This window comes from Streptomyces aquilus (assembly GCF_003955715.1).
GTDB classification, from domain to species: Bacteria; Actinomycetota; Actinomycetes; order Streptomycetales; family Streptomycetaceae; genus Streptomyces; species Streptomyces aquilus.
On sequence record NZ_CP034463.1, the window covers coordinates 7,185,316 to 7,210,857 of the forward strand.

Annotated in this window: 18 protein-coding genes; 7 read left to right on the forward strand and 11 right to left on the reverse strand. The window is 70.3% G+C overall.

Features of this window, described 5'->3' with window-relative positions:
* The first annotated feature begins 50 nt into the window (after positions 1 to 50).
* Entirely contained in the window at positions 51 to 626 is a 576-nt protein-coding gene (locus tag EJC51_RS33270) for a hypothetical protein (RefSeq protein ID WP_126274440.1), read from the forward strand.
* Positions 627 to 772: 146 nt separating this feature from the next.
* The gene (locus tag EJC51_RS33275; RefSeq protein ID WP_126274441.1) at positions 773 to 2,275 is read left to right on the forward strand and encodes an AAA family ATPase; all 1,503 of its coding nucleotides are present in this window, start codon (positions 773 to 775) and stop codon (positions 2,273 to 2,275) included.
* Positions 2,276 to 2,293: 18 nt separating this feature from the next.
* Here EJC51_RS33275 and EJC51_RS33280 read toward each other — a convergent pair whose 3' ends face one another.
* Positions 2,294 to 3,214, reverse strand: a complete 921-nt coding sequence (locus EJC51_RS33280; RefSeq protein WP_126274442.1) for an aldo/keto reductase — start codon at positions 3,212 to 3,214, stop codon at positions 2,294 to 2,296.
* A gap of 1 nt (position 3,215) precedes the next feature.
* Entirely contained in the window at positions 3,216 to 4,130 is a 915-nt protein-coding gene (locus tag EJC51_RS33285; RefSeq protein ID WP_244362965.1) for an NAD-dependent epimerase/dehydratase family protein, read from the reverse strand.
* A 45-nt stretch (positions 4,131 to 4,175) separates the two neighbouring features.
* On the opposite strand from EJC51_RS33285, the gene EJC51_RS33290 reads away from it, so the two are divergent.
* The 4 genes from EJC51_RS33290 (at position 4,176) to EJC51_RS33305 (ending at position 7,843) form a co-directional block, all read left to right on the forward strand.
* Positions 4,176 to 4,685 (forward strand): Lrp/AsnC family transcriptional regulator, encoded by a 510-nt coding sequence (locus EJC51_RS33290; protein WP_207924762.1) that lies wholly within the window; start codon positions 4,176 to 4,178, stop codon positions 4,683 to 4,685.
* A 29-nt stretch (positions 4,686 to 4,714) separates the two neighbouring features.
* Positions 4,715 to 5,101: a MerR family transcriptional regulator gene (locus tag EJC51_RS33295; RefSeq protein WP_126277235.1), complete on the forward strand. Its 387-nt coding sequence runs from the start codon at positions 4,715 to 4,717 to the stop codon at positions 5,099 to 5,101.
* A gap of 17 nt (positions 5,102 to 5,118) precedes the next feature.
* Positions 5,119 to 5,433 carry a thioredoxin family protein gene (locus EJC51_RS33300; protein ID WP_165951206.1) on the forward strand — a complete coding sequence of 105 codons (315 nt, stop codon included), beginning with the start codon at positions 5,119 to 5,121 and terminating at the stop codon, positions 5,431 to 5,433.
* A 163-nt stretch (positions 5,434 to 5,596) separates the two neighbouring features.
* The gene (locus EJC51_RS33305) at positions 5,597 to 7,843 is read left to right on the forward strand and encodes a HelD family protein (RefSeq protein WP_126277236.1); all 2,247 of its coding nucleotides are present in this window, start codon (positions 5,597 to 5,599) and stop codon (positions 7,841 to 7,843) included.
* Here EJC51_RS33305 and EJC51_RS33310 read toward each other — a convergent pair.
* The 6 genes from EJC51_RS33310 to EJC51_RS33335 all read right to left on the reverse strand — a co-directional run bounded on the left by EJC51_RS33310 (position 7,807) and on the right by EJC51_RS33335 (position 17,907).
* The gene (locus EJC51_RS33310) at positions 7,807 to 8,664 is read right to left on the reverse strand and encodes a hypothetical protein (protein WP_126274445.1); all 858 of its coding nucleotides are present in this window, start codon (positions 8,662 to 8,664) and stop codon (positions 7,807 to 7,809) included. The two genes, EJC51_RS33305 and EJC51_RS33310, sit on opposite strands and share 37 nt — an antisense overlap.
* A 56-nt stretch (positions 8,665 to 8,720) precedes the next feature.
* Positions 8,721 to 11,219: a 1,4-alpha-glucan branching enzyme gene (glgB, locus tag EJC51_RS33315; RefSeq protein ID WP_126274446.1), complete on the reverse strand. Its 2,499-nt coding sequence runs from the start codon at positions 11,217 to 11,219 to the stop codon at positions 8,721 to 8,723.
* 27 nt (positions 11,220 to 11,246) lie between these two features.
* On the reverse strand, positions 11,247 to 12,617 hold the full coding sequence (locus tag EJC51_RS33320; RefSeq protein WP_126274447.1) for a maltokinase N-terminal cap-like domain-containing protein: 1,371 nt from the start codon (positions 12,615 to 12,617) through the stop codon (positions 11,247 to 11,249).
* Positions 12,618 to 12,712: 95 nt separating this feature from the next.
* Complete coding sequence (treS, locus tag EJC51_RS33325) at positions 12,713 to 14,413, reverse strand: maltose alpha-D-glucosyltransferase (protein WP_126274448.1); 1,701 nt, start codon at positions 14,411 to 14,413, stop codon at positions 12,713 to 12,715.
* Complete coding sequence (locus tag EJC51_RS33330) at positions 14,410 to 16,479, reverse strand: alpha-1,4-glucan--maltose-1-phosphate maltosyltransferase (protein ID WP_126274449.1); 2,070 nt, start codon at positions 16,477 to 16,479, stop codon at positions 14,410 to 14,412. The genes treS and EJC51_RS33330 overlap by 4 nt, the downstream gene beginning before the upstream one ends.
* Positions 16,480 to 16,704: 225 nt before the next feature.
* Positions 16,705 to 17,907: a S8 family peptidase gene (locus EJC51_RS33335; protein ID WP_126274450.1), complete on the reverse strand. Its 1,203-nt coding sequence runs from the start codon at positions 17,905 to 17,907 to the stop codon at positions 16,705 to 16,707.
* Positions 17,908 to 18,262: 355 nt separating this feature from the next.
* Between EJC51_RS33335 and EJC51_RS33340 the strand changes: the two genes are divergently transcribed.
* The gene (locus EJC51_RS33340; RefSeq protein ID WP_126274451.1) at positions 18,263 to 20,884 is read left to right on the forward strand and encodes a glycosyltransferase family 1 protein; all 2,622 of its coding nucleotides are present in this window, start codon (positions 18,263 to 18,265) and stop codon (positions 20,882 to 20,884) included.
* 22 nt (positions 20,885 to 20,906) lie between these two features.
* On the opposite strand, the gene EJC51_RS33345 is transcribed toward EJC51_RS33340, so the two are convergent.
* The 3 genes from EJC51_RS33345 to EJC51_RS33355 all read right to left on the reverse strand — a co-directional run bounded on the left by EJC51_RS33345 (position 20,907) and on the right by EJC51_RS33355 (position 25,511).
* A complete protein-coding gene (locus EJC51_RS33345) occupies positions 20,907 to 21,434 on the reverse strand; it encodes a DUF1990 domain-containing protein (RefSeq protein WP_126274452.1) in 528 nt (175 codons plus the stop codon).
* 68 nt (positions 21,435 to 21,502) lie between these two features.
* Positions 21,503 to 23,170, reverse strand: a complete 1,668-nt coding sequence (locus EJC51_RS33350; RefSeq protein WP_126274453.1) for a M4 family metallopeptidase — start codon at positions 23,168 to 23,170, stop codon at positions 21,503 to 21,505.
* A gap of 295 nt (positions 23,171 to 23,465) precedes the next feature.
* Positions 23,466 to 25,511, reverse strand: coding sequence for a M4 family metallopeptidase (locus EJC51_RS33355; protein ID WP_126274454.1), 2,046 nt, complete (start codon positions 25,509 to 25,511; stop codon positions 23,466 to 23,468).
* Positions 25,512 to 25,542 lie beyond the last annotated feature (31 nt).

Below are 25,542 nucleotides of genomic sequence, written 5' to 3' on the forward strand. Positions count from 1 at the left end.
ATATTCATGCGAGGATCCGGAGCCGACCGTTCACATCCAGGGAAGAGTGCATGCGTACCACCACCGCCGGCAGAGCCGTACGGATAGCCGCCGTCGCCGCAGGGGCGGTGCTCGTCACCGGATGCGGCAGCGAGACCGCGCCCTCCGCCGAGGCCTCGACGGCGGTGACCTCACCGGCGGCGTTCGGGCAGAAGACGGTGCGGGCGGACCTCGACGCGGCGCTCGAGACTGCCGGACTCCCGGAAGGGGAGACGGAGATGGGCTATCCCGGCGACGGCCGTCTGACCGGTCGACGGTCCGCGGCGGAGCGGCAGAAGCTGGCCGCCCTCGCCCAACGGCTGTCACCGTGCGTGGTCTCCTGGAAGTCCGCCGAGCCGCGCCGGCAACTGGACCTCGTGCTCTCCGGACTTGAGGCGCGAGGCTGGAAAAAGGGCGAACCGTACAAGGAAGTGCCGATGACCGGGAGCAGCACGTACTTCATGGCCACGTACAAGAAGCAGGGCTGGACCCTCGGCGTGCGACACATCAGCACGGAGGCCCAGGACCGGTCCAACGTCATCGCCACGGAAGACACCTGCTTCGCCCAAGTCACCGACGAAGAGCGTGACCTCGTCGAAGCGCGGTGAACTCGGTCCCGCCCGGCTGACTCCGCCGGCCCTTTTCGGGCCCCTTCGCGGCCGCTTGCCCGAAATGCTTTGACCCGCCGACGCGTGGGGGCCCAGGCTGGAGAGCCACGAAGGGCGCGGCCACGGCACACGGAGGCGGACAGGGTATGGCGGAACCGGGCAAGGTCACGGTGGAGATCCTCGGCACCGACGAGTACGAAGCCAAGTACGGCGAGAGCCGCGAACCCTCGGCCCTCTCGATCGACCGCATCAACGAGCTGTTCCACGAGTTCCTCCTGGCCGTCGCCCGCCCCAAGCGTGCCGACTCCGACGGCAGCCGCGACCTCGCCAAACGCCTCCGCGACCACCTCGGTTCGGCACCCACGGACCGCCCGGTGGTGAAGACGGCGTACGCCCCCTTCGACCTGCCCAACGTCCATCTCGCCCTGGAGCGCTGGTTCGCCGCCGACGGCCGCACCCACGAGCTGATCGGCATGCGCGGCGGCCGGCACCACGGCGAGCTCACCCTCGGCGACATCATCGACGCCGCCGACCGCTACGACCGCTTCGTCGTCGGTGCCGTCGACTACGCCCAGCTGCCGATCTCCCCGGACGCCGAACTGGCCTGCGTCTCCTGCGGGTTCTACCTCGGCACGGACGGCGAGGAGCGGTTCGCGGTGCTGCTGCGCGGGCCGCAGGACGAGTACGGACGCAACAAGGTCGAGGTCGAAGTCCTCGCCTCCGAGAAGGAGTTCGCGGACCGGCTGCTCGCCGAGGTCGACGCGCTCATCCGCGAGCACAACGTCTTCCGCGGCCAGGTCCTCTCCTTCGAGGGCTCGCAGTTCGGACACGGCCTCGGCCCGTTCCGCTTCCACCGCCGCCCCGGCCTCACCCGCGACGAGATCATCATGCCGTCCGGCCTCCTGGAGCGCGTCGAACGCCAGGTCGTGGGCGTGGCCCGGCGCCGCGAGCGGCTGCGCGAGGCCGGTCAGCACCTGCGCCGCGGCCTGCTGCTGTACGGCCCGCCCGGCACCGGCAAGACCCACACCCTGCGCTATCTCCTCTCCCACCTCCCGCAGTTCACCGTGGTGATCCTGTCCGGCGAGAGCATCAACGCCATCGGCCCGGCCTGCGCCCTCGCCCGGATGCTCCAGCCCGCCCTCGTCGTCCTGGAGGACTGCGACCTCGTCGCCGAGGCCCGCGACTACGGCGGCGGCGAACAGCCCCTGCTCTTCCAGGTGCTGAACGAGATGGACGGCCTCGGCGACGACGCGGACGTCGCCTTCCTCCTCACCACCAACCGCGCCGACCTGCTGGAACCCGCCCTCGCCCAGCGCCCGGGACGCGTCGACCTCGCCGTCGAGATCCCCCTCCCGGACGCCGAGGGCCGCGCCCGTCTCCTCGACCTCTACGCCGGCGGACTCGGCCTCGGCCAGGACATCGCGGACGAGGTGGTGGCCCGTACGGAGGGCACGACGGCCTCCTTCACCAAGGAGCTGGTACGACGCTCCGTGCTCATCGCCGCCGAACGCGAGTCGGCACGCACCGAGGCACGGGACGTCCGCGAGGCCCTCGACGAACTGCTGTCGGACCGCGACCGGTTGACCCGGCGGCTGCTGGGGGTGCCGGGCACGAGGGACATCGAGGACGAGGAATGGACGGAGGACTAGCCAACCGGCTCCAGCCGTCTAGCCGAGCGGTTCCAGCCCGCCTGGCCAAGCGGCTTCAGCCACCTGGCCAACCGGCTCCAGCCTCGCCAACTCGGCCCCGCTCAGCGCCAGTTCCGTCGCCCCCGCCGAGTCCCTGATCGTCTCCGGGCGGCTCGCCCCCGGGATCGGGATCACGGTCGGGGACTTCGCCAGCAGCCAGGCCAGGCCCACCTGTTGGGGGCTGACGCCACGCTCGGCCGCGATCTCGTGGAAGGCGGCGAAGCGCCCGGCGGCCGCGAGGCCCGACGGGCCGTCCAGTGAGCTGCGCGAGATGCCGCCCAGCGGGCTCCACGGCAGGAAGGCGAGCCCCAGCTCCGCGCACAGCCGCAGCTCGGGCTCGCTGTCCCGGACCTCGGGCGAGTAGCGGTTCTGTACGGACGCCAAGCGGTCGCCGAGGATCGCGCGGGCCGTACGGATCTGCTCCGCATCCGTGTTGGAGACGCCGGCCAGCCGGATCTTGCCCTCGTCGAGCAGCTCGCGCAGCGCGCCGACCGACTCCTCGAAGGGGACGGCGGGATCGGGCTTATGCAGTTGGTAGAGGCCGATGGCCTCGACGCCGAGCCGCCGCAGGGAGCCCTCGGCGGCCCGCTTCAGATGGCGCGGGTCGCCGGTCACGGTCCAGCTGCCGTCGGCCGGCCGGCCCCGGCCGCCCTTCGTGGCGACCAGCACCTCGGAGCCGGCGCCGGCCAGGGCGCGGGCCAGCAGCAGTTCGTTGTGGCCGGGCTCGGTGCCGGGGAGATGGTAGGAGTCCGCGGTGTCGAAGAGGGTGACGCCCGCGTCCAGCGCCGCCCGCACGGTCGCGAGCGCGCGCTCCTCGTCCGGCCGTCCCTCGATGGACAGCGGCATCGCGCCGAGACCCACGGCGCTGACCTTCAGGTCGCCGAGTGTGCGGTACCGCATGTCAGTCGCCGTCCTTCCCGAGCGTCTCCGCCACGGCCGCCGTGAGCCACGCCGGTGCGGCGCGGAAGGTGTAACCGAGCCTGGTGGCGCGGGAGTTGTCCATGCCGTAGGAGCGGAAGAAGGAGAACGGCGAGACCTCGCCGACCTCGACGAGCTGGAGCACGACCTTGCCCTCGGGAATCCGCGCGACGATCGCCTCGCACAGGTCCACCGTGGTCAGCGGGCCGTGGGAGGCGGCGTTGACCGGTCCCGTGAAGTCCTCGCCCACCGCCCACACCAGGAAGTCGGCGATCTCCTCGACGTGGATGTAGGTGGCGGGCTGGTTCGAGAAGGGCACCGCGATCGGCTCGCGGGCCCGGATGCGGGAGGCGTAGTGCTCCAGGCGTCCCGTGAAGTCGTCGTCCCCGCCCAGGACATGGGCGACGCGGACGGCCACGTAGGGGAAGTCCGGGTCGGCCGCGAAGACCGCCTCCGCCTGCCGCTTGCCCTCGCCGTAGTGGGCGTCGAGGAACTCCGGGTCGTCCCAGGGCAGTTCGAGGTCGACGGGCACCGTCAGCGGGTCGACGGCGTCCTCCCGTACGGGCGTGAGGGAGTCCTCGTACTCGTACACCTCGACCGTCGACGTCATCACATAGCGGCCGGTACGGCCCGTGAACACCCGCCGCGCGATCTCCGCCTGCCGCGGGGTGTAGCAGACCTGGTCGACGACGACGTCGAACGTGCGGGAACCGAGCGCCGCCACCAGGGACGTCTCGTCGTCGCGGTCGGCGACGAGATGCGTCGCCCCGGGCGGCGGGGCCGACGATCCCCGATTGAGGACCGTCACCCGGTCCCCGGCGGCCAGCAGACGCGTGACGAGCCGCTTGCCGAAATAGCGGCTGCCGCCGATGACCAGTATCTCCCGTGCCTTTTCCATGACCATAATTCTCCTGGCGCACACCCACGTCCTGAAGGGGTAACCATGGGAGTTCAGGCCGCGGCACCGAAAGAACCACGGCATCCGCGAGCCGCCGCCAGCGAAACCTCGGCGGCCTTCGACGCGCTGGACCGGGAGATCCTCCGGCTGCTCCAGAGCGACGGACGGATCAAGCTGAGCGAGCTGGGCCGCCGGGTGCGGCTGAGCCCCGCGGCCGTCACCGAGCGGGTGCGCCGGCTGGAGGCGGCGGGCGTGATCAGCGGATACGGCGCCCATGTCGTCCCGGCCCGGCTCGGCTACGGCATCCAGGCGTTCATCCGGGTCAACCCGCACGGCGGCTACAACCTCAAGCACCCGAGGACCCTGGAGCTGATCGAGCGCCCGGAGATCATCGAGGTGCACCACGCGGTCGGCGAGGACTGCTGGATCCTCAAGGTCGCCGTCCGGGACACCGTCCACCTGGAGGAGGTCCTCGAAGAGGTCTCCGCCCTCGGGCGCACCACGACCTCGATCGTTCTCACCTCTCCGGTGGAGCGGAAACCGCTGTTGCCTTGACGTCGGCGTAAAGGATTACGTTCGTGGACATGCGAATCGGCGAGCTGGCCGCGCGGGCCGGGACCACGACCCGGACGCTGCGGTACTACGAGTCACGCGGACTGCTGCCCGCCCGGCGGGGCGGCAACGGATACCGGACGTACGACGAGAGCGATCTGAAGCTGCTGCGGCAGATCCGGACGTTGCAGGACTTCGGGTTCGACCTGGAGGAGACCCGGCCCTTCGTGGAGTGTCTCCAGGCCGGGCACCCCGAGGGGGACACCTGTCCGGCCTCGCTCGACGTCTACCGGCGCAAGCTGGCGGAGCTGGACGAGCTGATCGGCGAGCTCCAGGCGGTACGGGCACGGATCGGCGTGCGGCTGGCCACGGTCGGGGGCGAGGCGCCCCTGTGCGAACTGGGAGGGCAGGAGCTGTGATGCAGGCGACAGACGCCGTGACGGATGTGACGGACGCGGATTTCGCGGCCGAGGTGATCGGGGCCGGGCTGCCGGTGCTGGTGGAGTTCACGGCGGACTGGTGCCCGCCGTGCCGGCAGATGGGCCCGGTGTTGAAGGCGCTCGCCGCGGAGGAGGCCGGCCGCCTGAAGGTGGTGCAGCTGAACGTGGACCACAATCCGCTGACCACGAACGCCTACAAGGTTCTCTCCATGCCGACGTTCATGGTCTTCCGCGACGGTGAGCCGGTGAAGTCGATGGTGGGGGCCAGGCCGAAGCGACGGCTGCTGGAGGAACTGGCCGACGTGATCTGATTCCGCGCCACTGCTGGACAACGAAAAATCCCCTCGGCAATTGCGCCGGGGGGATTCTTTTGCTTAGACTCAATGGTTCGTGACTTTACGGGAATTGAGTCGCAGAGAAGTTCAGTAGGCACAGTATATCTGCGTGGGAGTGGAATTGTCAAACAGCGATGAAATTCGCGGTGAGCAGGAATTCATCGACACCCTGTACGCCCGCGTGGACGCGCTGCGCGGTGACACCGAGGCCGGAGTCACCGACGCCCTCGCCCAGGGCAACACGCCCATGCAGGCCCGGCTGGAACGGGACATCCTGGTCGCCGAGCGGTCGGGGCTGCTCGCCGCGCTCAACGCGGTCGACGGCTCGCTGTGCTTCGGCCGCATCGACCTGACGTCCGGGACCAGCCATCACATCGGCCGCATCGGACTGCGCACCGACGACGCCGAACGCACCCCGGTCCTCATCGACTGGCGCGCTCAGGTCGCCCGGCCCTTCTACCTGGCCACCGGCCACACCCCCATGGGCCTGCGCCGCCGCCGGCACATCACCACCGAGGGGCGTACGGTCACCGCCCTGCACGACGAGATCCTCGACCTCGGCGACCAGGAGCGCACCGGCCACGAGGACCCGACCGGCGACGCCGTGCTGCTCGCCGCGCTGGACGCCGCCCGCACCGGCCGGATGCACGACATCGTGCAGACCATCCAGGCCGAGCAGGACGAGATCATCCGCGCCCCGCACCGCGGTGTGCTGGTGGTCGAGGGCGGCCCGGGCACCGGCAAGACGGCCGTCGCCCTGCACCGCGCCGCCTATCTGCTCTACGAACACCGGGAGTTGCTCGCCAAGCGGGCCGTGCTGATCGTCGGCCCCAACCCCGCCTTCCTCGGCTACATCGGCGAGGTGCTGCCCGCGCTCGGCGAGACGGGCGTGCTGCTCGCCACGGTCGGCGAACTGTTCCCCGGCGTGAAGGCGACCGCCACCGACACCCGCGCGGCGGCGGCCGTGAAGGGCCGCGCCGACATGGCGGACGTCCTCGCCGACGTCGTACGCGACTGGCAGGCGCTGCCCGACCCGGTCATCGCGATCGAGCACGACCGGGAGGTCCTGATGCTCGACGACGGTCTGGTGAAGATGGCGCGGGAGAAGACCCGGGCCGCGCGGCTGCCGCACAACGTGGCCCGCGAGCACTTCGAGGGGCACATCCTCAACACCCTCACCGAGCTGTACGCCGAGCGGGTCGGTACCGACCCCTACGACGGCAGCAGTCTCCTCGACCCGAGCGACGTCACGCAGATCCGCGACGAGATCGCCGAGAACCCCGAAGTGTGGTCCGCCATCGACCAGTTGTGGCCCCGGCTGACCCCGCAGCGGCTGGTCGCGGACTTCCTCGCCGACCCCGTCGGCTACCTCCCCGACGAGGACGCGGCCGCCATCCGCCGCCCGGTGACCCGGGGCTGGACGGTGGCGGACGTACCGCTGCTCGACGAGGCCGCCGAACTCCTCGGCGTGGACGAGCGGGTGGCGCGAGCCCTTGCCGAGCGCGAGCGGGAGACGCAAGTGGCGTATGCGCAGGGCGTCCTCGACGTGTCGTACGCCTCGCGTACCTATGAGTTCGAGGACATCGACGACGAGGACTCCGAGGTGCTGTCGGCGCACGACATCATCGACGCCGAGCGGTTCGCCGAGCGGCAGGAGGAGGACGACCACCGCAGCGCCGCCGAGCGCGCGGCGGCCGACCGGACCTGGGCCTTCGGGCACATCATCGTCGACGAGGCGCAGGAACTGTCGCCGATGGCCTGGCGGCTGCTCATGCGGCGCAGCCCGACCCGCTCGATGACCCTGGTCGGCGACCCGGCCCAGACGGCGGAGGCGGCCGGTGTCGGGTCGTGGGAGAAGATCCTCGAGCCGTACGTGGCGGACCGCTGGGAGCACACCCGGCTCGGTGTCAACTACCGCACGCCCGCCGAGATCATGGACCTCGCGGCGGCCGTCGTACAGGCCGAGAACCCGGACTTCGAACCGCCGAGCTCGATCCGCTCGACCGGCGTACGGCCCTGGGTCCGCGCCACCGACGACCTGCCCGACGCCGTCGCCAAGGCGGTCGAGGAGCTGACCCCCGCCGAGGGCCGGCTCGCGGTGATCGCCCCGCGCCATCTGCACCGCAGGCTGGCGGCCCGGCTGGACGGAGTGACGGCGGGCGCCGAACCCGACCTCACGCGGACCGTCGTCCTCCTCGACCCGCGGCAGTCCAAGGGGCTGGAGTTCGACTCGGTCCTGGTGGTCGAGCCGGCGCTGTACGGGACCAGCGACCTGTACGTGGCGCTGACCCGGGCGACGCAGCGGCTGGGGGTGCTGCACACCGGGCGGCTGCCCAGGGCGCTGGCCGATCAGGAGGACGGGCTCGCCGTGGGGGTGGGGGAGTAGGTCGGGTGCAGGGACGGGTCGAGGGGCTCCAGGGAGGCGCACAGGGCGGTCGGGAAGGCCGGCGCCCTGTCCCGGACGGCCTGGCAGCCCCCTTCCGTCGTCCGGAAGAACGGCTTCCAGCCCGACTTCCCGGCCTTGTAGAACCAGCGGTCGCCGAGCCGGGACGCGCACGCGCTGTCCGTCTGGTCGCCGCAGGCCGGTCCGGTGCGCCAGGAGAGGTCCAGGACCAGCCACTCGCCGTCGCAGTGCTCCGCGTCGCGGTAGGTGTGCGTGGGCACGTCGACCGCCTTGACCGCCTGTTCGTAGGAGTCGGCGGTGCAGCCGGTGGCCGGCGGGGTGCAGCCCAGGTCGCCGCAGAGGCGCAGGGCGGGCAGGTGAGCGTCGTGGGCGGTGAAGACGGCGGCGGGGTAGCCGACCGCCAGCTCGCGGTCCCCGAGGGGTTCGGGGAGCTTGACCCGGGCCTTCGCCGTGGTGGTCCTCGTGCAGCCGGAGGCCCGGTCCCCCGACGGTGAGGTGAAGGTGACCTGGACCGGCACGGTGTTCGCGACGGGCTCGGTGAGCTTCGCCTCAAGGTCGCGCACACAGGGCTTCGGGCCACTGGGCACGTCCACGGCGATGGTCACCGTGCGCCGGTCGGTGCCGAGTTCGGCCCCGGTGATCTGGGAGCGCGTGGGCGCCGACAGTGTCCACGAGGGGGCGGTGGCCGCCGGGGCGGTGCCGCCCTGGCCGGCCACCTGGGTCCCGCACGCGCCGAGCAGCAGTACGGCGAGCACGCAGAGCAGGGCGGCCGCGGCCGCCCCGCGCTTGCCTCCGGATCGCATGAGCCCTCGAATCCCCCGTGGAGCACAGACATCGACCCGATCACCTTAATCAACGCTCACGCGGGCCGTAGCCAGACCGTGGCCAGGGGCGGCAGCGTCAGTTGGATGCTGGCCGGGCGGCCGTGCCACGGGGTGGCCTCCGGCTTCACGGCGTCCGGGTTGGTGACGTCGCCGCCGCCGTACTTGCCGAGGTCGGTGTTGAGGGTCTCGTACCAGGCGGGGACGTCGCCGGGGACGCCGAGGCGGTAGTCGTGCCGGACGACGGGGGAGAAGTGGGAGACCGCGAGCAGGGGCGTGCCCTCGGCGTCGTAGCGCAGGAACGCGAAGACGTTGTCGTCCGCCGCGTCGCCGACCACCCACTGGAAACCGTCCGGCGTGGTGTCGCGCTGCCACAGCGCCGGGGTGTGGCGGTAGACGACGTTGAGGTCACGGACCAGGTCCCGGACGCCCCGGTGATCGGGCTCCGCCCCGTACGCAGGGTCCAGCAGCCACCAGTCGGGGCCGTGCGCCTCCGACCACTCCGCTCCCTGGGCGAACTCCTGCCCCATGAAGAGGAGTTGCTTGCCCGGGTGGGCCCACATGAAGCCCAGGTACGCGCGGTGATTGGCGCGTTGCTGCCACCAGTCGCCGGGCATCTTCGACACCAGCGACCGCTTGCCGTGCACGACCTCGTCGTGCGAGATCGGCAGCACGTAGTTCTCGCTGTACGCGTACACCATCGAGAACGTCATCTCGTGGTGGTGGTACTTGCGGTGCACCGGCTCGTGCTGGACGTAGTCGAGCGAGTCGTGCATCCAGCCCATGTTCCACTTCAGCCCGAACCCCAGCCCGCCGCTCTCGGTCGGCCGGGTCACCCCGTCCCAGGCCGTGGACTCCTCGGCGATCGTGACGACCCCCGGGACCCGGCGGTACACGGTCGCGTTCATCTCCTGGAGGAACGCCACCGCGTCCAGGTTCTCCCGGCCGCCGAACACATTGGGCGTCCACTGGCCCGGCTCGCGCGAGTAGTCGAGGTAGAGCATGGACGCCACCGCGTCCACGCGCAGCCCGTCGATGTGGAACTCCTCGCACCAGTACACGGCGTTGGCGACGAGGAAGTTGCGCACCTCACGGCGGCCGAAGTCGAACTCCAGCGTGCCCCAGTCGGGATGGGCGGCGCGGAGCGGGTCCTCGTGCTCGTACAGCGGCCGTCCGTCGAACTCCGCCAACGCCCAGTCGTCGCGCGGGAAATGGGCCGGCACCCAGTCCATCAGGACGCCGATCCCGGCCTGGTGCAGGGCGTCGACCAGGTACTTGAAGTCGTCCGGCGTGCCCAGGCGGGCGGTCGGGGCGTAGAAGCCGGTGACCTGATAGCCCCAGGAGCCGCCGAAGGGGTGCTCGGCGACGGGCATCAGCTCGACGTGCGTGAAGCCCAGGTCCTTGACGTACGCCGGCAGCTGCTCGGCGAGCTGACGGTACGTCAACCCAGGCCGCCAGGACGGCAGGTGCACCTCGTACACCGACAAGGGCGCCTCGTGGGCCGGCGTGTCCGCGCGCCGTGACAGCCACGCCGCGTCCTGCCACTCGTGATGCGAGGCGTGCACGATCGACGAGGTGGCCGGCGGGACCTCGGTGCGACGGGCCAGCGGGTCGGCGCGCAGCGTCTTCGAACCGTCCTGGCGGGTGATCGCGAACTTGTACAGCTCGCCCTCCCCGATGCCGGGCACGAACAGCTCCCAGACGCCCGAGCCGCCGAGCGAGCGCATCGGATGGCCCGTGCCGTCCCAGAAGTTGAAGGTGCCGGCCAGGCTGACCCCGCGGGCGTTGGGCGCCCACACCGTGAAGCGGGTGCCGGTCACGCCCTGGTGGGTCATCGGCTCGGCGCCGAGCGCCTTCCACAGCTCCTCGTGCCGACCCTCGCCGATGAGATACAGGTCCAGCTCGCCGAGGGCGGGCAGGAAGCCGTACGCGTCCTCGATCTCCTGCTCCGAGCCCTCGTACGTCACGAGGAGCCGGTAGGAGGGGACCTCCCGGAGCGGGAGGAGGCCGCTGAAGAACCCGTCCCCGTCGTCGTGCAGCTCGGCGCGCAGGGTGCCGGTGAGGACGGTGACGGAGAGGGCGTACGGCCGGAAGGCGCGGAAGGCGATGCCGCCGGGCACGGGGTGGGCGCCGAGGACCGAGTGGGGGTCGTGATGGGTGCCGGAGAGGAGACGGTCGCGGTCATGGGCGTCGAGGGCGGGGGAGACGGGCGTCTCGGGCAGCGGGGCGGGCGCCGGGGCGACGGTCTTCTGGGCCTTCGTGACGGTCTTCTTCGCCGCCGCCTTCTTGGCGACCGCCTTTTCGGCCGTCGCTCCCTTCGCGGTCGCCTTCTTCGCGGTCGCCTTCTTCGCCGTCGCCTTCTTGACGGCTGCCTTCTTGACCGCAGCCTCCTTCTTGACCGCCGCCTCCTTCACGACCGCCTTCTTCGCCGTCGCCTTCTTCACGGCCGCCTTCTCGGTCGGAGCTTTCTTCGCTGCTGCCTTCTTCGCTGTCGCTTTCTTCTTCGGATCCGATCCGCTGGGCGTGGGCGGAGTCACGGGGGAGCCTCCTCGGCGAACGTGAAGTCAGAACAGGTCGGATGTGGCGTACCGCTCGATCGCCGCCATCGGCACCGGCAGCCAGTCCGGGCGGTGCCTGGCCTCGTAGACGACCTCGTAGATCGCCTTGTCCGTCTCGTACGCGCGCAGCAGCACCGGGTCGGTACGCGGGTCCGAGCCGCTGACCTCGGCGTATCCGGAGCAGTACGCGGCCCGGCAGGCGTGGGCCCAGCCCGGCGCCGGAGGGTCGGCCGAGAACGCGGCGTAGTCGAACGAGCGGAGCATTCCGGCGACGTCCCGGGCCGGCGGCTGCGGCATCCGCCGCTCGGCCAGCGGTTTCGACGGCTCGCCCTCGAAGTCGATCAGCGACCACTGCCCGGCGGGCGAGCGCAGGCACTGGCCGAGATGCAGATCGCCGTGGATGCGCTGCGCGGTCCAGGTACGGCCCTCCGCGGCCAGGTCGGCCAGCGCGCTGAACGCGGAGCGCAGCCCGGGCGCGTACGGCGTGAGCGCGGGCACCGCCTGGACGGCCGCGTCGAGGCGCTCGACCATGCCGTCGACCAGCAGACGCAGCTGTGCGGCGCCGAGTGTCACCGAGGGCAGCGCGTGGGCCAGCGCCGTGTGCACCTCGGCGGTGGCCCGCCCGAGCGCCCGCGCCTCCGCGCTGAAGTCCTCGCCCTTGGCCAGCTCGCGCAGCGCCAGCTCCCAGCCGTCCGTCGCGCCCTGCACGAAGGGTTGCAGCACACCGAGGACGTACGACTCCCCGTCCAGCTCGGCGTTGAGCCACGCCGTCGGCGCGGGCACCCGGGGGCAGCCCTCGCGGGCCAGCGCCAGTGGCAGCTCCAGGTCGGGGTTGACGCCGGGCACGACCCGGCGGAGCAGTTTCAGGATGAACGTATCTCCGTAGACGACGGAGGTGTTGGACTGCTCGGCGGTCATCACGCGGGGCACCAGACCGGGCCGGATGTCCTGCCCGGGGTCCCGTTCGAAGCGGAGTCCGCCGATGCGGGCCTGCGAGCGCAGCGCCTCCAGGAGCACCTCGGCGGCCCTCGGGTCGTGCAGGGCCTCGTACACCGTGCGTCCGGCGAGCGGGCCCTCCTCCACATGTCCGATCAGCGCGGGCGCGAGATGGGGTGGCAGCGCCTCGCGCACGCCTATGAGGAGCTGGTAGCAGTCCCAGGGCGCGGCCGGCTGATGGGCCTGGACGAGCAGGTGGTAGAGGCCCAGCCTGCGGTCGGCGGGCAGCAGTTCGGTGGCCGCGACCAGCGTGAATCCGGTGACCGGGCGGCCCTTGCCGGCGAACCAGCGCTGCCGTGGCAGCCATTCCCGCAGGAGTGGATCAAGTGACGCAAGCAGGCCCGGACTTGTCGTGGCAGTACCGATGACGGCTTCCGACATGGCGTCGCGTCCTTTCCCCGGGTGGGCGGGGTGTCACTGATGCGTTCCCAGGGCGGGGCGGGAGAAACCGGGAATCAGCCGCCCCGCCGGGTCTGTCAGGCGGCGTCCTTGCGGAGCCGGAACCAGTAGAAGCCGTGCCCCGCCAGCGTCAGCAAGTACGGCAGCTCACCGATGGCCGGGAAGCGCACCCCGCCGAACAGCTCCACCGGGTGCCGCCCGTTGAACGTGCTCAGGTCCAGCTCGGTGGGTTGCGCGAAGCGGGAGAAGTTGTGCACGCACAGGACGAGATCGTCCTCGTACTCTCTCAGGAACGCGATCACCGCCGGGTTGGACGACTGGAGTTCGGTGTACGAGCCGAGTCCGAACGCCGGGTTCTGCTTCCGGATCTCGATCATGCGGCGGGTCCAGTGCAGCAGCGAGGAGGGCGACGACATCGACGCCTCGACGTTGGTGACCTGGTAGCCGTAGACCGGGTCCATGATGGTCGGCAGATACAGCCGCCCGGGGTCACAGGACGAAAAACCTGCGTTGCGATCCGGTGTCCACTGCATGGGGGTGCGGACGGCGTCGCGGTCGCCGAGCCAGATGTTGTCGCCCATGCCGATCTCGTCGCCGTAGTAGAGGATCGGCGAGCCGGGCAGGGAGAGCAGGAGAGCCGTGAACAGCTCGATCTGGTTGCGGTCGTTGTCGAGGAGGGGCGCGAGCCGGCGGCGGATGCCGATGTTGGCGCGCATGCGCGGGTCTTTCGCGTACTCGGCCCACATGTAGTCGCGTTCCTCGTCGGTGACCATTTCGAGGGTGAGCTCGTCGTGGTTTCTGAGGAAGATGCCCCACTGGCAGTTCTGCGGGATCGCCGGGGTCTTGGCGAGGATCTCCGAGACCGGGTAACGCGACTCCCTGCGCACCGCCATGAAGATGCGGGGCATGACCGGGAAGTGGAAGGCCATGTGGCATTCGTCGCCGCCGGACCGGTAGTCGCCGAAGTAGTCGACGACGTCCTCGGGCCACTGGTTCGCCTCCGCCAGCAGCACCGTGTCCGGGTAGTGCGCGTCGATCTCCTTGCGGACCCGCTTGAGGAACTCATGGGTTGCCGGAAGGTTTTCGCAGTTGGTGCCTTCCTGCTGGTACAGGTACGGCACCGCGTCCAGCCGGAAGCCGTCGATGCCGAGGTCCAGCCAGAACCGCAGCGCGGAGATCATCTCCTCCTGGACCGCCGGGTTCTCGTAGTTGAGGTCGGGCTGGTGGGAGAAGAAACGGTGCCAGAAGTACTGCTTGCGGACCGGGTCGAAGGTCCAGTTGGACGCCTCGGTGTCGACGAAGATGATCCGCGCGTCCTGGAACTGCTTGTCGTCGTCGGCCCAGACGTAGTAGTCACCGTAGGGTCCGTCCGGGTCCCGCCTCGACTCCTGGAACCACGGGTGCTGGTCGCTGGTGTGGTTCATCACGAAGTCGATGATGACGCGCATGCCGCGCTGGTGGGCGGCGTCGACGAACTCCACGAAGTCGGCGAGGTCGCCGAACTCGGGGAGGACGGCGGTGTAGTCGGAGACGTCGTAACCGCCGTCGCGCAGCGGTGACTTGAAGAAGGGCGGCAGCCAGAGGCAGTCGACGCCGAGCCATTGCAGGTAGTCGAGCTTGGCGGTGAGGCCCTTGAGGTCGCCGACGCCGTCGCCGTTGCTGTCCTGGAAGGAACGGACGAGCACCTCGTAGAAGACGGCGCGCTTGAACCAGTCGGGGTCCCGGTCCTTGGCCGGGGTGTCCTCGAAGGTGTCCTGGACGGGCTCGTTGACGATCATGTTGTGGGTGACCCTCCGATCTGCGGGGTGGACGGTCGCAGGACGGTGAGGATGTGCGCGGGGCGAGTGCCCGGTTCGAGACGCACGTAGTTCGCCCTGCCCCAGTGATAGGTCTCGCCGGTGAGCTCGTCGCGCACCGGCACCGACTCGTGCCATTCCAGGCCGAGTTGCGGCATGTCCAACGAGACCGTGGCCTCCTGGGTGTGGTGAGGGTCGAGGTTGGCGACCACCAGAACCGTGTTCGAGCCGCTCTGCTTCGAGTAGACGATCACCTCTTCCTTGTCCGCGTGGTGGAAGTGGAGATCGCGCAGTTGGCGCAGGGCCGGGTTCTCCCGGCGGATGGTGTTGAGGCGGGTGATCAGGGGCGCGATGGTGTCGGCCGTCTCCCAGTCGCGGGGGCGGAGTTGGTACTTCTCCGAGTTCAGGTATTCCTCGCTGCCCTGGCGCAGGGGGGTGTTCTCGCACAGTTCGTAGCCGCTGTAGATGCCCCAGGTGGGGGAGAGGGTGGCGGCCAGGACGGCGCGGACCTCGAAGGCGGGCCGGCCGCCGTGCTGGAGGTAGGCGTGCAGGATGTCGGGGGTGTTGGCGAAGAAGTTGGGCCGCATGTAGGCGGCCGCCTCCCCCGACAGCTCGGTCAGGTACTCGGTGAGCTCCTGCTTGGTGTTGCGCCAGGTGAAGTACGTGTACGACTGCTGGAAGCCGATCTGTCCCAGGGTGTGCATCATCGCCGGGCGGGTGAACGCCTCCGCCAGGAAGATCACGTCGGGGTCGGTGGCGTTGATGTCCGCGATCACCTGCTGCCAGAACACGACCGGCTTGGTGTGCGGGTTGTCGACCCGGAAGATCCGCACCCCGTGGTCCATCCAGTGCCGCAGCACCCGCAGTGTTTCGGCGATCAGACCGTCCAGGTCCGCGTCGAAGGCGATGGGGTAGATGTCCTGGTACTTCTTCGGCGGATTCTCCGCGTACGCGATGGTGCCGTCCGGGCGGTGGTGGAACCACTCCGGATGCTTCTGCACCCAGGGGTGGTCCGGGGAGCACTGCAACGCGAAGTCCAGCGCGATCTCCAGGCCGTGCGCGGCGGCCTGCTGCACGAAGTGGTCGAAGTCCTCGATCGTGCCCAGGTCGGGGTGGACGGCGTCGTGGCCGCCCTCGGGCGAGCCGATCGCCCACGGCACCCCGACATCGTCCGGACCGGCCGCCAGGGTGTTGTTCGGGCCCTTGCGGAAGGTCGTCCCGATCGGGTGGATCGGGGGCAGGTAGACGACGTCGAAGCCCATCGCGGCGATCGCGGGCAGCCGGCGCGCGGCGGTGCGGAAGGTGCCGTGCGGCCGCTCGGGGGTGCCCTCGGAGCGCGGGAAGAACTCGTACCAGGAGCCGTACAGCGCCCGCTCCCGCTCGACCAGCAGGGGGAGTGGCGCGGAGGCGGTGACGAACTCCCGCAGCGGGTGCGCGGCCAGGACCGCGTCCACCTCCGGCGTCAACGCCGCCCCCAACCGGGCCATGGCCGGGCGGGTCTCGTCCCGGAGGGCGGTCACGGCGGCCCGGAGGATCTTCCGCTGTCCCTTGGGGGCGCCTTCCGCGGCCCGTTCGTGCAGGCGGGCCCCCTCCTCCAGGACCAGCTCGGTGTCCATGCCCGCCGGGATCTTGATCTGGGCGTGGTGACGCCAGGTGCTGATCGGGTCGCCCCAGGCCTCGACGTAGAAGGTCCAGTGGCCCTCGGCGTCGGGGGTGACGTCGGCGCCCCAGCGGTCGGTGCCGGGGGTGAGTTCGCGCATCGGCGTCCACGGGCCCGGCCGGCCCTCGGGGTCTTTCAGTACGACGTTGGCGGCGACCGCGTCGTGGCCCTCGCGGAAGACCGTGGCGGTCACCTGGAAGGTCTCGCCGGTGACGGCCTTGGCGGGGCGGCGGCCGTGCTGGACGATCGGGCGGACGTCCAGCACCGGTATCCGTCCGATCGTGGGGGTGTCGTCCGTGGAGGGTGGCTCCGAGGTGGACGGTGGCCCGGTGACGGCGGGCCGGGTGCTCGGTGTCGGGGGTGCTGACGAGTGGTGCTTGGCGGGCATGACCGCTCCTGTCCGCGTCAACTGGGGGTGGGCGGATGGCTGTGGGGAGGTTGGTCCTGCGTGGTGTTCCTGTGTGTTCCCATGATGTGGCTGGGGGTGTACCGGAGGAGCCTTCCCACCCTATTCGGGTGGGCAATCCGGCACTTTGTTAACTACTCACGCGTATGTCTGCACACAAGACCGGCCCCGTCCGCATCGGACGGGGCCGGTGTCCGCATACCGTGCCTAGGAGCCCGGTACCTGGAGGAGTTTGTCCGGTGAGCCCAGTCCGCGTGCGGAGATTTTGCCGGACGCCGCCAGCGTGACCAGCGCCTTCGCCACTTGTGCGGGCGTGGCCCTCGGGTGGTCGGCGAGGTAGAGCGCGGCCGTGCCGGCGGCGTGCGGGGAGGCCATCGACGTACCCGAGTAGGTGGCTTTGGCGCTGTCGCCCTTGTTCGAGGTTGACGTGATCGAGACCCCCGGGGCGAACAGATCCAGGGCGGAGCCGTAGTTGGAGAAGCTCGCCCGGGTGTCGGTGGTGTCGGTCGCGCCGACCGTGATCGCCTGCTTCACGTCGGCGGGGGAGTAGAGGCCGGCGGGGAGCCCGTCGTTGCCCGCCGCGACCGTGTAGGTGACGCCGGACTTGATCGAGTTCTGTACGGCGGCGTCGAGTTGGGCGTTGTGGTAGCCGCCGAGGCTGAGATTGGCGACGGCGGGCTTCCTGGCGTGCCGGGTGACCCAGTCGATGCCCGCGATGACCTGGGCCGTCGTACCGGAGCCCGCGTTGTCGAGCACCCGGACGGCGACGACCCTGGCCTGCTTGGCGATGCCGTACCTGGTGCCCGCGACGGTGCCGGCGACATGCGTGCCGTGGCCGTTGCCGTCACCGGCGTACTTGTCGTTTCCGACGAAGTCCCAGCCGTAGCCGGCCCGTCCGCCGAAGTCCTTGTGCGAGATGCGGATGCCCGTGTCGATGACGTAGACCGTGACCCCGGCGCCCGCGGAATCCGGCCAGGTGTAGTTCTTGTCCAGCGGGAGGTCCGGCTGGTCGACGCGGTCGATGCCCCAGGACGGCGGGTTCCGCTGGGTGTGGTCGAGCGTCACCCGGGTGTCCTGGACGACCGAGGCGACCCGCGAGTCCGCGGCGAGCAGCCTCGCCTGTCTCTCGTTGGCCTTGATCGCGTAGCCGTTGAGGACCGTGCCGTAGGTGTGGCTGATTCTCGCCCCGTACTTCTCGGCGAGGCTCTTGCCCGCCGACGACGGGGCCGTCGTTCCCCCCTTGAGTGTCACCAGGTAGCTTCCGCCGACGGAGCCGGGGGCTCCGGCGCCGAGTATCCGCCCCTCCGGTGCGGCGTGCGCGGGCAGGGTGCTGGCCGAAAGCGCGGCGGCACAGGTCACCGCGGCCAAGCCCCCCACTCGGCGCAGACGCCGGGTTCGCGTCCGTGCCATGGTGTGAGATCCCCTCCTCGACTCGGCGTACGGCGGTCGTGACGCGCCCGGGAGTCGGCCGGAAGCGCTCGGGGCCCGGCCGGTGTCGTCCGGTTCTGGCCCTGTGTGACCGATACGCCACTTGCACCCTCTCGTGGGGGCGAAGTCACCACAAGGACGCCTACAGGGGCGGAATCAGCCATACCGGCCATGGGGGGTGCGTGAAGGTTGCGGCGATTTCCGGTCTGGTTCCGATCTGTATGGCTTCCACGGCACCGTGGTTACGGCGGCCCCTCCACCGATACCGTCGTTGTCGACGACGGGACGCACAACGCGGTGCGTCCGCTTCCGCACGCCTGACGAGGTGGCAGTGCCCATGAAGGCTATCCGTCGCTTCACCGTCCGACCCGTACTCCCCGATCCCCTCCGCCCGTTGAGCGATCTGGCGCGCAATCTGCGCTGGTCCTGGCATGCGGAGACCCGCGACCTCTTCCAGTCGGTGGACCCCGAGCGGTGGGCCGCCTCGGGCGGCGACCCCGTACGCCTCCTGGGCAGCGTGCCGCCCCGGCGTCTCGCGGAGCTGGCCGAGGACCGCCGCTTCCTGCGCCGGTTGCAGTCGGTCGCCGACGATCTCCACGACTATGTCTCCGGCGAGCGCTGGTACCAGACCCAGCCCGGCGAACTCCCGGCCGCCGTCGCCTACTTCTCACCCGAGTTCGGCATCACGGCCGCGCTCCCGCAGTACTCCGGCGGCCTCGGCATCCTGGCCGGCGACCATCTGAAAGCGGCCAGCGACCTGGGCGTACCGCTGATCGGCGTCGGCCTGCTGTACCGCCACGGCTACTTCCGCCAGTCCCTGTCCCGGGACGGCTGGCAACAGGAGCACTACCCCGTCCTGGACCCCAACGAGCTGCCGGTGGCGCTGCTGAGGGAGGAGGACGGCACCCCCGCACAGGTGTCGCTGGCCCTGCCCGGCGGCAAGCAGTTGCACGCCCGCATCTGGCTGGCGCAGGTGGGCCGGGTGCCGCTGCTGATGCTCGACTCGGACGTCGAGGAGAACGACCTCGGCGAGCGGGGGGTGACGGACCGGCTGTACGGCGGCGGCAGTGAACACCGCCTGTTGCAGGAGATGTTGCTGGGCATCGGCGGCGTGCGGGCGGTACGGACGTACTGCCGGCTGACGGGACATGCCGCGCCCGAGGTCTTCCACACGAACGAGGGCCACGCCGGTTTCCTGGGCCTGGAACGGATCGCCGAACTGTGCGCCGGGGAAGGCCTGGACTTCGACGCGGCACTGGAATCGGTCCGCGCCGGAACGGTGTTCACCACCCACACCCCGGTCCCCGCCGGCATCGACCGCTTCGACCGCGAACTGGTCGCCCATCACTTCGGCCCCGACGCCGAGTTGCCGGGCATCGACGTCGAGCACATCCTGCGCCTGGGCATGGAGACGTACCCGGGAGGCGAGCCGAACCTCTTCAACATGGCGGTGATGGGCCTCAGGCTGGGCCAGCGGGCGAACGGCGTCTCGCTGCTGCACGGCCAGGTGAGCCGGGAGATGTTCTCGGGCCTGTGGCCCGGATTCGACCCGGACGAGGTCCCGATCACCTCGGTCACCAACGGGGTGCACGCCCCGACCTGGGTCGCCCCGGAGGTCCTCCGCCTGGGCGCCCGGCAGATCGGCGCCCAGCGCACCGAGGACGCGCTGACGGTCGGCGGGTCGGACCGGTGGGACGCGGTGGGCGAGATCCCGGACCAGGACATCTGGGAGCTGCGGCGCGACCTGCGCGAGCAACTGGTGGTGGAGGTACGCCGGCGGCTTCGGGCGTCCTGGCGGCAACGGGGCGCGGGCAGCGCCGAGTTGGGCTGGATCGACGGCGTGCTCGACCCCGACGTCCTGACGATCGGGTTCGCGCGCAGGGTCCCGTCGTACAAGCGCCTGACGCTGATGCTGCGCGACCGGGACCGGCTGATGGACCTGCTCCTGCATCCCGAGCGCCCGATCCAGATCGTGGTGGCGGGGAAGGCGCACCCGGCGGACGACGGCGGGAAGCGCCTGGTCCAGGAGCTGGTGCGGTTCGCGGACGACCCGCGGGTGCGCCACCGGATCGTCTTCCTCCCGGACTACGGCATGGCGATGGCGCAGAAGCTCTACCCGGGCTGCGACATCTGGCTGAACAACCCGCTGCGGCCGCTGGAGGCCTGCGGGACTTCAGGGATGAAGGCGGCGTTGAACGGATGCCTGAATCTGTCGGTCCTGGACGGCTGGTGGGACGAATGGTTCCAGCCGGACTTCGGCTGGGCGATCCCGACGGCGGACGGCACGGGCACGGACCCGGACCACCGGGACGACATCGAGGCGGCGGCGCTCTACGACCTCCTGGAACAGCGCGTGACCCCCCGCTTCTACGAGCGCGGCCAGGGCGGACTGCCCGACCGCTGGATCGAGATGGTCCGCCAGACGCTGACACTGCTGGGCCCGAAGGTGCTGGCCGGCCGGATGGTCCGCGAGTACGTGGAGCGTCTCTACACCCCCGCCGCGCACGCGCACCGCGCGATGGAGCCGGCGGCGGCACGGGAGTTGGCGGGATGGAAGGCGCGGGTGCGGTCCGCGTGGCAGAGCGTGACGGTCGACCATGTGGAGACGTCCGTGACGACCGCGACCGCGGAACTGGGCACGACGCTGGGACTGCGGGTCCGGGTCGGCCTCGGCAACCTGAGCCCCGAGGACGTCGACGTACAGGCCCTGTCGGGCCGGGTCGACGAGGAGGACAGGATCACGGACGCGCTGACGCTCCCCCTGAAGCCGGTGGGCGGTCCGGACGCGGAGGGGCGGTGGGTCTACGAGGGTCCGCTGTCCCTGGACCGGACGGGCCCCTTCGGATACACGGTCCGTATCCTCCCGGCACACCGACTCCTGGCCTCCGGAGCCGAGTTGGGGCTGGTGGCGGTGCCCGCGGAGGAGGCGGTGGAGGCCGCGGGGGTGTTGATGCGGTGACGGTCGGAGGGCTGGGCCCGGCTCAGTCCTCCTCCCCGCCGGACAACCGGCGCAGGACCACGCCGCAGCGGCGCGCGTAGGCATGTTGCAGACCCCGGGTCGCGGGGCCGCCCGCCCGTGCGTACCACTTCGCCGCCCGGCTGAACGCCGACACCGTCAGCCACACCGTGCCGTCGCCGGTGCGGTCGACCACGAAGGACTCCTCGCCGCATTCCGGGTGGCCGGAAAGGGTGCCGTACGCCCAGCCCGCGCGGCGGGGTTCCTCGATCGTCCACACCACCCGGCAGGGGGCCTTGATCATGCCGGCCAGGGTGACCGTGACGTCGACCTCGGGGGCCGCGCGGTCGGCCGTCGCGTCGATGCCCACGCCCAGCGCGCGGTGCATCTCCCAGGTCAGGACCGCTTCGGAGGCCCGGCGGAAGACCGGTTCGCCCTCGCCTATGCGGGTGCGGACGTGCAGGGGGTGGAAGTCCGGTGGGCAGAAGCCGGGCTTGCGGGTCGCGCCCACGTCGGCGTAGGTGAAGGTGTTGGGGGGCTCTATCGGCGGCATGGGAAACAAGGGTAGGGCGGCACCCCGGAATGCCTTCCTCCCGGGTGCCGCCCGCCGATCCCCTCGGACTAGCTCACGTTCACGGCCGACCAGGCCGCCGCGACCGCGTTGTACTCGGTGCTGCCGGAGCCGTACAGGGCGGCCGCCGCGGACAGGGTGCCCGTGCGTGCCGACTTGTAGTTGGTCGTCGACGTGAAGTACGTCGTCAGCGCCTTGTACCAGATCTGGAGCGCCTTGTCCCGGCCGATGCCGGTGACCGTGGAGCCGTTGGACGTCGGCGAGTTGTAGCTCACGCCGTTGATCGTCTTCGCGCCGCTGCCCTCCGAGAGGAGGTAGAAGAAGTGGTTCGCGACACCGGACGAGTAGTGGACGTCCAGGTTGCCGACGGAGGAGGACCAGGAGTCCGCCGAGCCGCCGTCCTTGCTGGGCTTGTCCATGTAGCGCAGCGGGGTGCCGTCGCCGTTGATGTCGATCTTCTCGCCGATGAGGTAGTCACCCTTGTCGGACGCGTTGTTGGCGAAGAACTCCACGCCGGTGCCGAAGATGTCCGAGGTGGCCTCGTTCAGGCCGCCGGACTCGCCGGAGTAGTTCAGGCCCGCCGTGTTCGAGGTGACGCCGTGGCTCATCTCGTGGCCGGCCACGTCCAGCGAGGTCAGCGGGCTGACGTTGCCCTCGCCGTCGCCGTACGTCATGCAGAAGCAGCTGTCGTCCCAGAACGCGTTGACGTACTGGTTGCCGTAGTGGACCCGGGAGTAGGCCGCGACACCGTTGTTCTTGATGCCGCTGCGGCCGAAGGTGGACTTGTAGAAGTCCCAGGTCTCCGCCGCGCCGTAGGCGGCGTCGACGGCCGCCGTCTGGTCGGTGGTGGAGCTGGAGGCCGTGCCGGTGCCCCAGGTGTTGTCGGCGTCCGTGAACAGCGTGCCCGCGGAGGAGCTGGTGCCGTGGGACTTGTTGTACGTCTTGTGGCTGCCGCGCGAGCCGTCGGTCAGCTGGTACGTCGAACCCGACAGGGTGGTGGTCAGGCTGACCGTGCCCGAGTACAGGCTCTTGCCGGTGCCGGTCGCGTTCTCGATGCCCTGGTACTCGAAGAGCTTCTTGCCGGTCGCGGCGTCGGTGATGACGTGCAGCTGGTTCGGGGTGCCGTCGTCCTGGAAGCCGCCGACGATCGTCTCGTAGGCGAGGACGGGGGTGCCCGAGCCGGCCCAGATGACCTTGCGCGCGCCGTCGGCGGCGGTCTTCTCCGAACCCGCGGCCTTGGCGGCGGACAGCGCCTGCTTCTCGGCCTTGGCGACGGTGAGCTTCGGCGTCAGGGAGGCGACCTTGATGGACTTGGTCGTCGCCTTGGTGACGCTCTTGGTCGCACCGGACTTCGACGCGTGGACGACCAGGTCGCCGCCGAGGACGGGCAGACCGGCGTAGGTGCGCTCGTAGCGGGTGTGCACCGTGCCGTCGGCGTCCTTGACGACGTCCTTGACGACCAGCTTCTCCTTGGCGCCGAGGCCTATCTTGGCGGCGGTGTCGGCGGCGCCGGCCTGCTGCTGCTTGATGAGCGTGGTGCGCGCCGCCGGGGTCAGCTGGAGGGGCGCGGCGGCCAGGGTGGCCTTGCCGCTCGTCTCCGCCGGGGTCTGGGCGGCGGCGGTACCGGTGGTCAGACCGGTGGTGAGGAGAGCTCCGGCCGCGACGGCGGTGGCGATGGCCAGAGTGGTGCGCTTGTGACGCGCGTAGACGGGGGTCACACAAGCTCCTTCGTGGGGGAGCCCGGACTGACTTGGGGTAGTCCGCCCGGGGCAGTTGTGAAGTTGTGCGGCGGGTGTGAGGAAGCCTGGCATCAAGGCGCGTACATGTCAGGACCCTGAAGTGATGTTGGCCGAAAGTCGACTGTCCGGTGAATGTTGCCGCCATGTAAAGCGACGTGACCACGGCAAAGGCCCAACAAGTCACCGGTAAGCGGCTGGCAAAAAGAGGGCGCCGCCCCGGGGAGTCGAACCTCCGGAGCGGCGCCCTGTCGTTCAGCCGTCGAGCACGGCCGGCCTACGGGAAGGTGAGCTTCCAGCTGTTGATGTAGCCGGTGTCGATGGCCGCGTTGTCCTGGACCCTCAACTTCCACGTCCCGTTGGCGACTTCGGAGGAAGCGTTCACGGTGTACGTGGTGTTGATGTTGTCCGCGCTGCCACCGGTGCCGTACGCCTTCAGCGTGTACACACTGCCGTCGGGGGCCACCAGGTCGACCTTGAGGTCACCGATGTAGGTGTGCACGATGTCGACGCCGACCTGGAGGTTGGAGGGCGCGTTGCCCGTCCGCCCGGAGACCGTGATCGACGACGTCACCGCGGCGCCGTTGTCCGGAATCGATACGTCGGCGGTGTTCTCGAAGGACGTACCGCCACCGCCGCCACCGGAGCGCGAACCGACCGCCACGGCCGCCCACGCGTCCTGCACCGCCTTGTACTCGGCGCTCGTGGTGCCGTACAGCTCACCGGCCGCCGCGAGGGTGCCGGTGCGGGCCGCCGCGTAGTTGGTGGTGGACGTGAACTTCGTGGTCAGCGCGCGGAACCAGATCTTCTCCGCCTTGTCGCGGCCGATGCCGGTGACCGGGAGGCCGTCCGAGGTGGGCGAGTTGTAGCTGACGCCGTTGATGACCTTGGCGCCGCTGCCCTCGGACAGCAGGTAGAAGAAGTGGTTGGCCGGGCCCGAGGAGTAGTGGACGTCGACCGAGCCGATACCGGAGTACCAACTGTCCTTCGACGCGCCGTCCTTGCTCGGCTTGTCCATGTAACGCAGCGGCGTGCCGTCGCCGTTGATGTTGATCTCCTCGCCGATGAGGTAGTCACCGACGTCGTTGGAGTTCGCCGCGTAGAACTCGACCGCCGTGCCGAAGATATCGGAGGTGGCCTCGTTCAGACCGCCGGACTCCCCGCTGTAGTTGAGGCCCGCGGTGTTGGAGGTGACGCCGTGCGTCATCTCGTGACCGGCCACGTCGATCGACACGAGCGGGTTGGTGTTGCCCGAGCCGTCGCCGTAGGTCATGCAGAAGCAGCTGTCGTCCCAGAACGCGTTGACGTACGCGTTGCCGTAGTGGACGCGGGAGTAGGCCGCCACCCCGTCACCGCGGATGCCGCTGCGGCCGTGGATGTTCTTGTAGTAGTCCCACGTCAGCGCGGCACCGTAGTGCGCGTCCGCCGCCGCCGACTCCGTGTTCGAGGCGCTGCCGTTGCCCCAGACGTCGTCGGGGCCGGAGAACAGCGTGCCGGTCCCGGAGGTGCCGCGGTTGAGGTTGTACGTCTTGTGGCCGCCGCGGGCGCCGTCGGTGAGGTTGTACGTCGAACCCGACTGCGTCGTCGTCAGGCTGACCGTGCCCGAGTACACCGTGTTGCCGGTGCCGGTCTCGATGGCCTCCCACTCGTACAGCTTCGCGCCGGTCGCCGCGTCGGTGATGACGTGCAGCTCCTGCGGGGTGCCGTCGTGCTGGAAGCCGCCCACGACCGTCTCGTAGGCGAGCGTCGGCCTTCCGTCGGCCGCCCAGATCACCTTGCGCGGGGCGTGGCTGACCGCCGGGCTCTTGGCCTTCTCCGCCTTCGCCGCGCTCAGCGCCTGCTTCTCGGCCTTGGCGGTCGAGAGCTGCGGCTTCACCGAGGCGACCTTGATGGTGGCGCGGGTCGCCTTGGTGACCGCCGCGGTGGCGTCGGCCTTCGTGCTGGTGACGACCAGGTCGCCGCCGAGGACGGGCAGACCGTCGTAGGTGCGCTCGTAGCGGGTGTGGAGCGTGCCGTTGCCGTCCTTGACGACGTCACGGACGACCAGCTTCTCCTTGGCGCCCAGGCCGAGTTCCTTGGCGGTGTCCGCCTTGCCGGCATTCGCCGTGCGCAGCAGCTCGGCGCGCTGGGCGGGGGTCAGTTTGACCGACTCGGCGCCCGGTATGACCTTGCCCGCGGCCGACGGTGCCTTCTCCGGGGCTGCGGTGGCGGCGCCCGACTGGACGGCCGCGGCGATCAGGGCGGACACACCGACGAGCGCTACGGCTGCGGCACGGCGGTGCATCGTGTGGGAGGTGCGTCTGTGGGAGGAACTCTCTCTCAACACTGACTCCTGCGTCTGCGGGCCGCGGGTC

Coding starts and splice junctions, on each gene's coding strand:
- EJC51_RS33345 (WP_126274452.1), bottom strand. CDS start 21,434: ATGCCGCCGATAGAGCCCCCCAACACCTTCACCTACGCCGACGTGGGC.
- EJC51_RS33295 (WP_126277235.1), top strand. CDS start 4,715: ATGCGAATCGGCGAGCTGGCCGCGCGGGCCGGGACCACGACCCGGACG.
- EJC51_RS33310 (WP_126274445.1), bottom strand. CDS start 8,664: ATGCGATCCGGAGGCAAGCGCGGGGCGGCCGCGGCCGCCCTGCTCTGC.
- EJC51_RS33285 (WP_244362965.1), bottom strand. CDS start 4,130: ATGGAAAAGGCACGGGAGATACTGGTCATCGGCGGCAGCCGCTATTTC.
- EJC51_RS33290 (WP_207924762.1), top strand. CDS start 4,176: ATGGGAGTTCAGGCCGCGGCACCGAAAGAACCACGGCATCCGCGAGCC.
- EJC51_RS33330 (WP_126274449.1), bottom strand. CDS start 16,479: ATGCCCGCCAAGCACCACTCGTCAGCACCCCCGACACCGAGCACCCGG.
- EJC51_RS33340 (WP_126274451.1), top strand. CDS start 18,263: ATGAAGGCTATCCGTCGCTTCACCGTCCGACCCGTACTCCCCGATCCC.
- EJC51_RS33280 (WP_126274442.1), bottom strand. CDS start 3,214: ATGCGGTACCGCACACTCGGCGACCTGAAGGTCAGCGCCGTGGGTCTC.
- EJC51_RS33335 (WP_126274450.1), bottom strand. CDS start 17,907: ATGGCACGGACGCGAACCCGGCGTCTGCGCCGAGTGGGGGGCTTGGCC.
- EJC51_RS33275 (WP_126274441.1), top strand. CDS start 773: ATGGCGGAACCGGGCAAGGTCACGGTGGAGATCCTCGGCACCGACGAG.
- treS (WP_126274448.1), bottom strand. CDS start 14,413: ATGATCGTCAACGAGCCCGTCCAGGACACCTTCGAGGACACCCCGGCC.
- EJC51_RS33270 (WP_126274440.1), top strand. CDS start 51: ATGCGTACCACCACCGCCGGCAGAGCCGTACGGATAGCCGCCGTCGCC.
- EJC51_RS33320 (WP_126274447.1), bottom strand. CDS start 12,617: ATGTCGGAAGCCGTCATCGGTACTGCCACGACAAGTCCGGGCCTGCTT.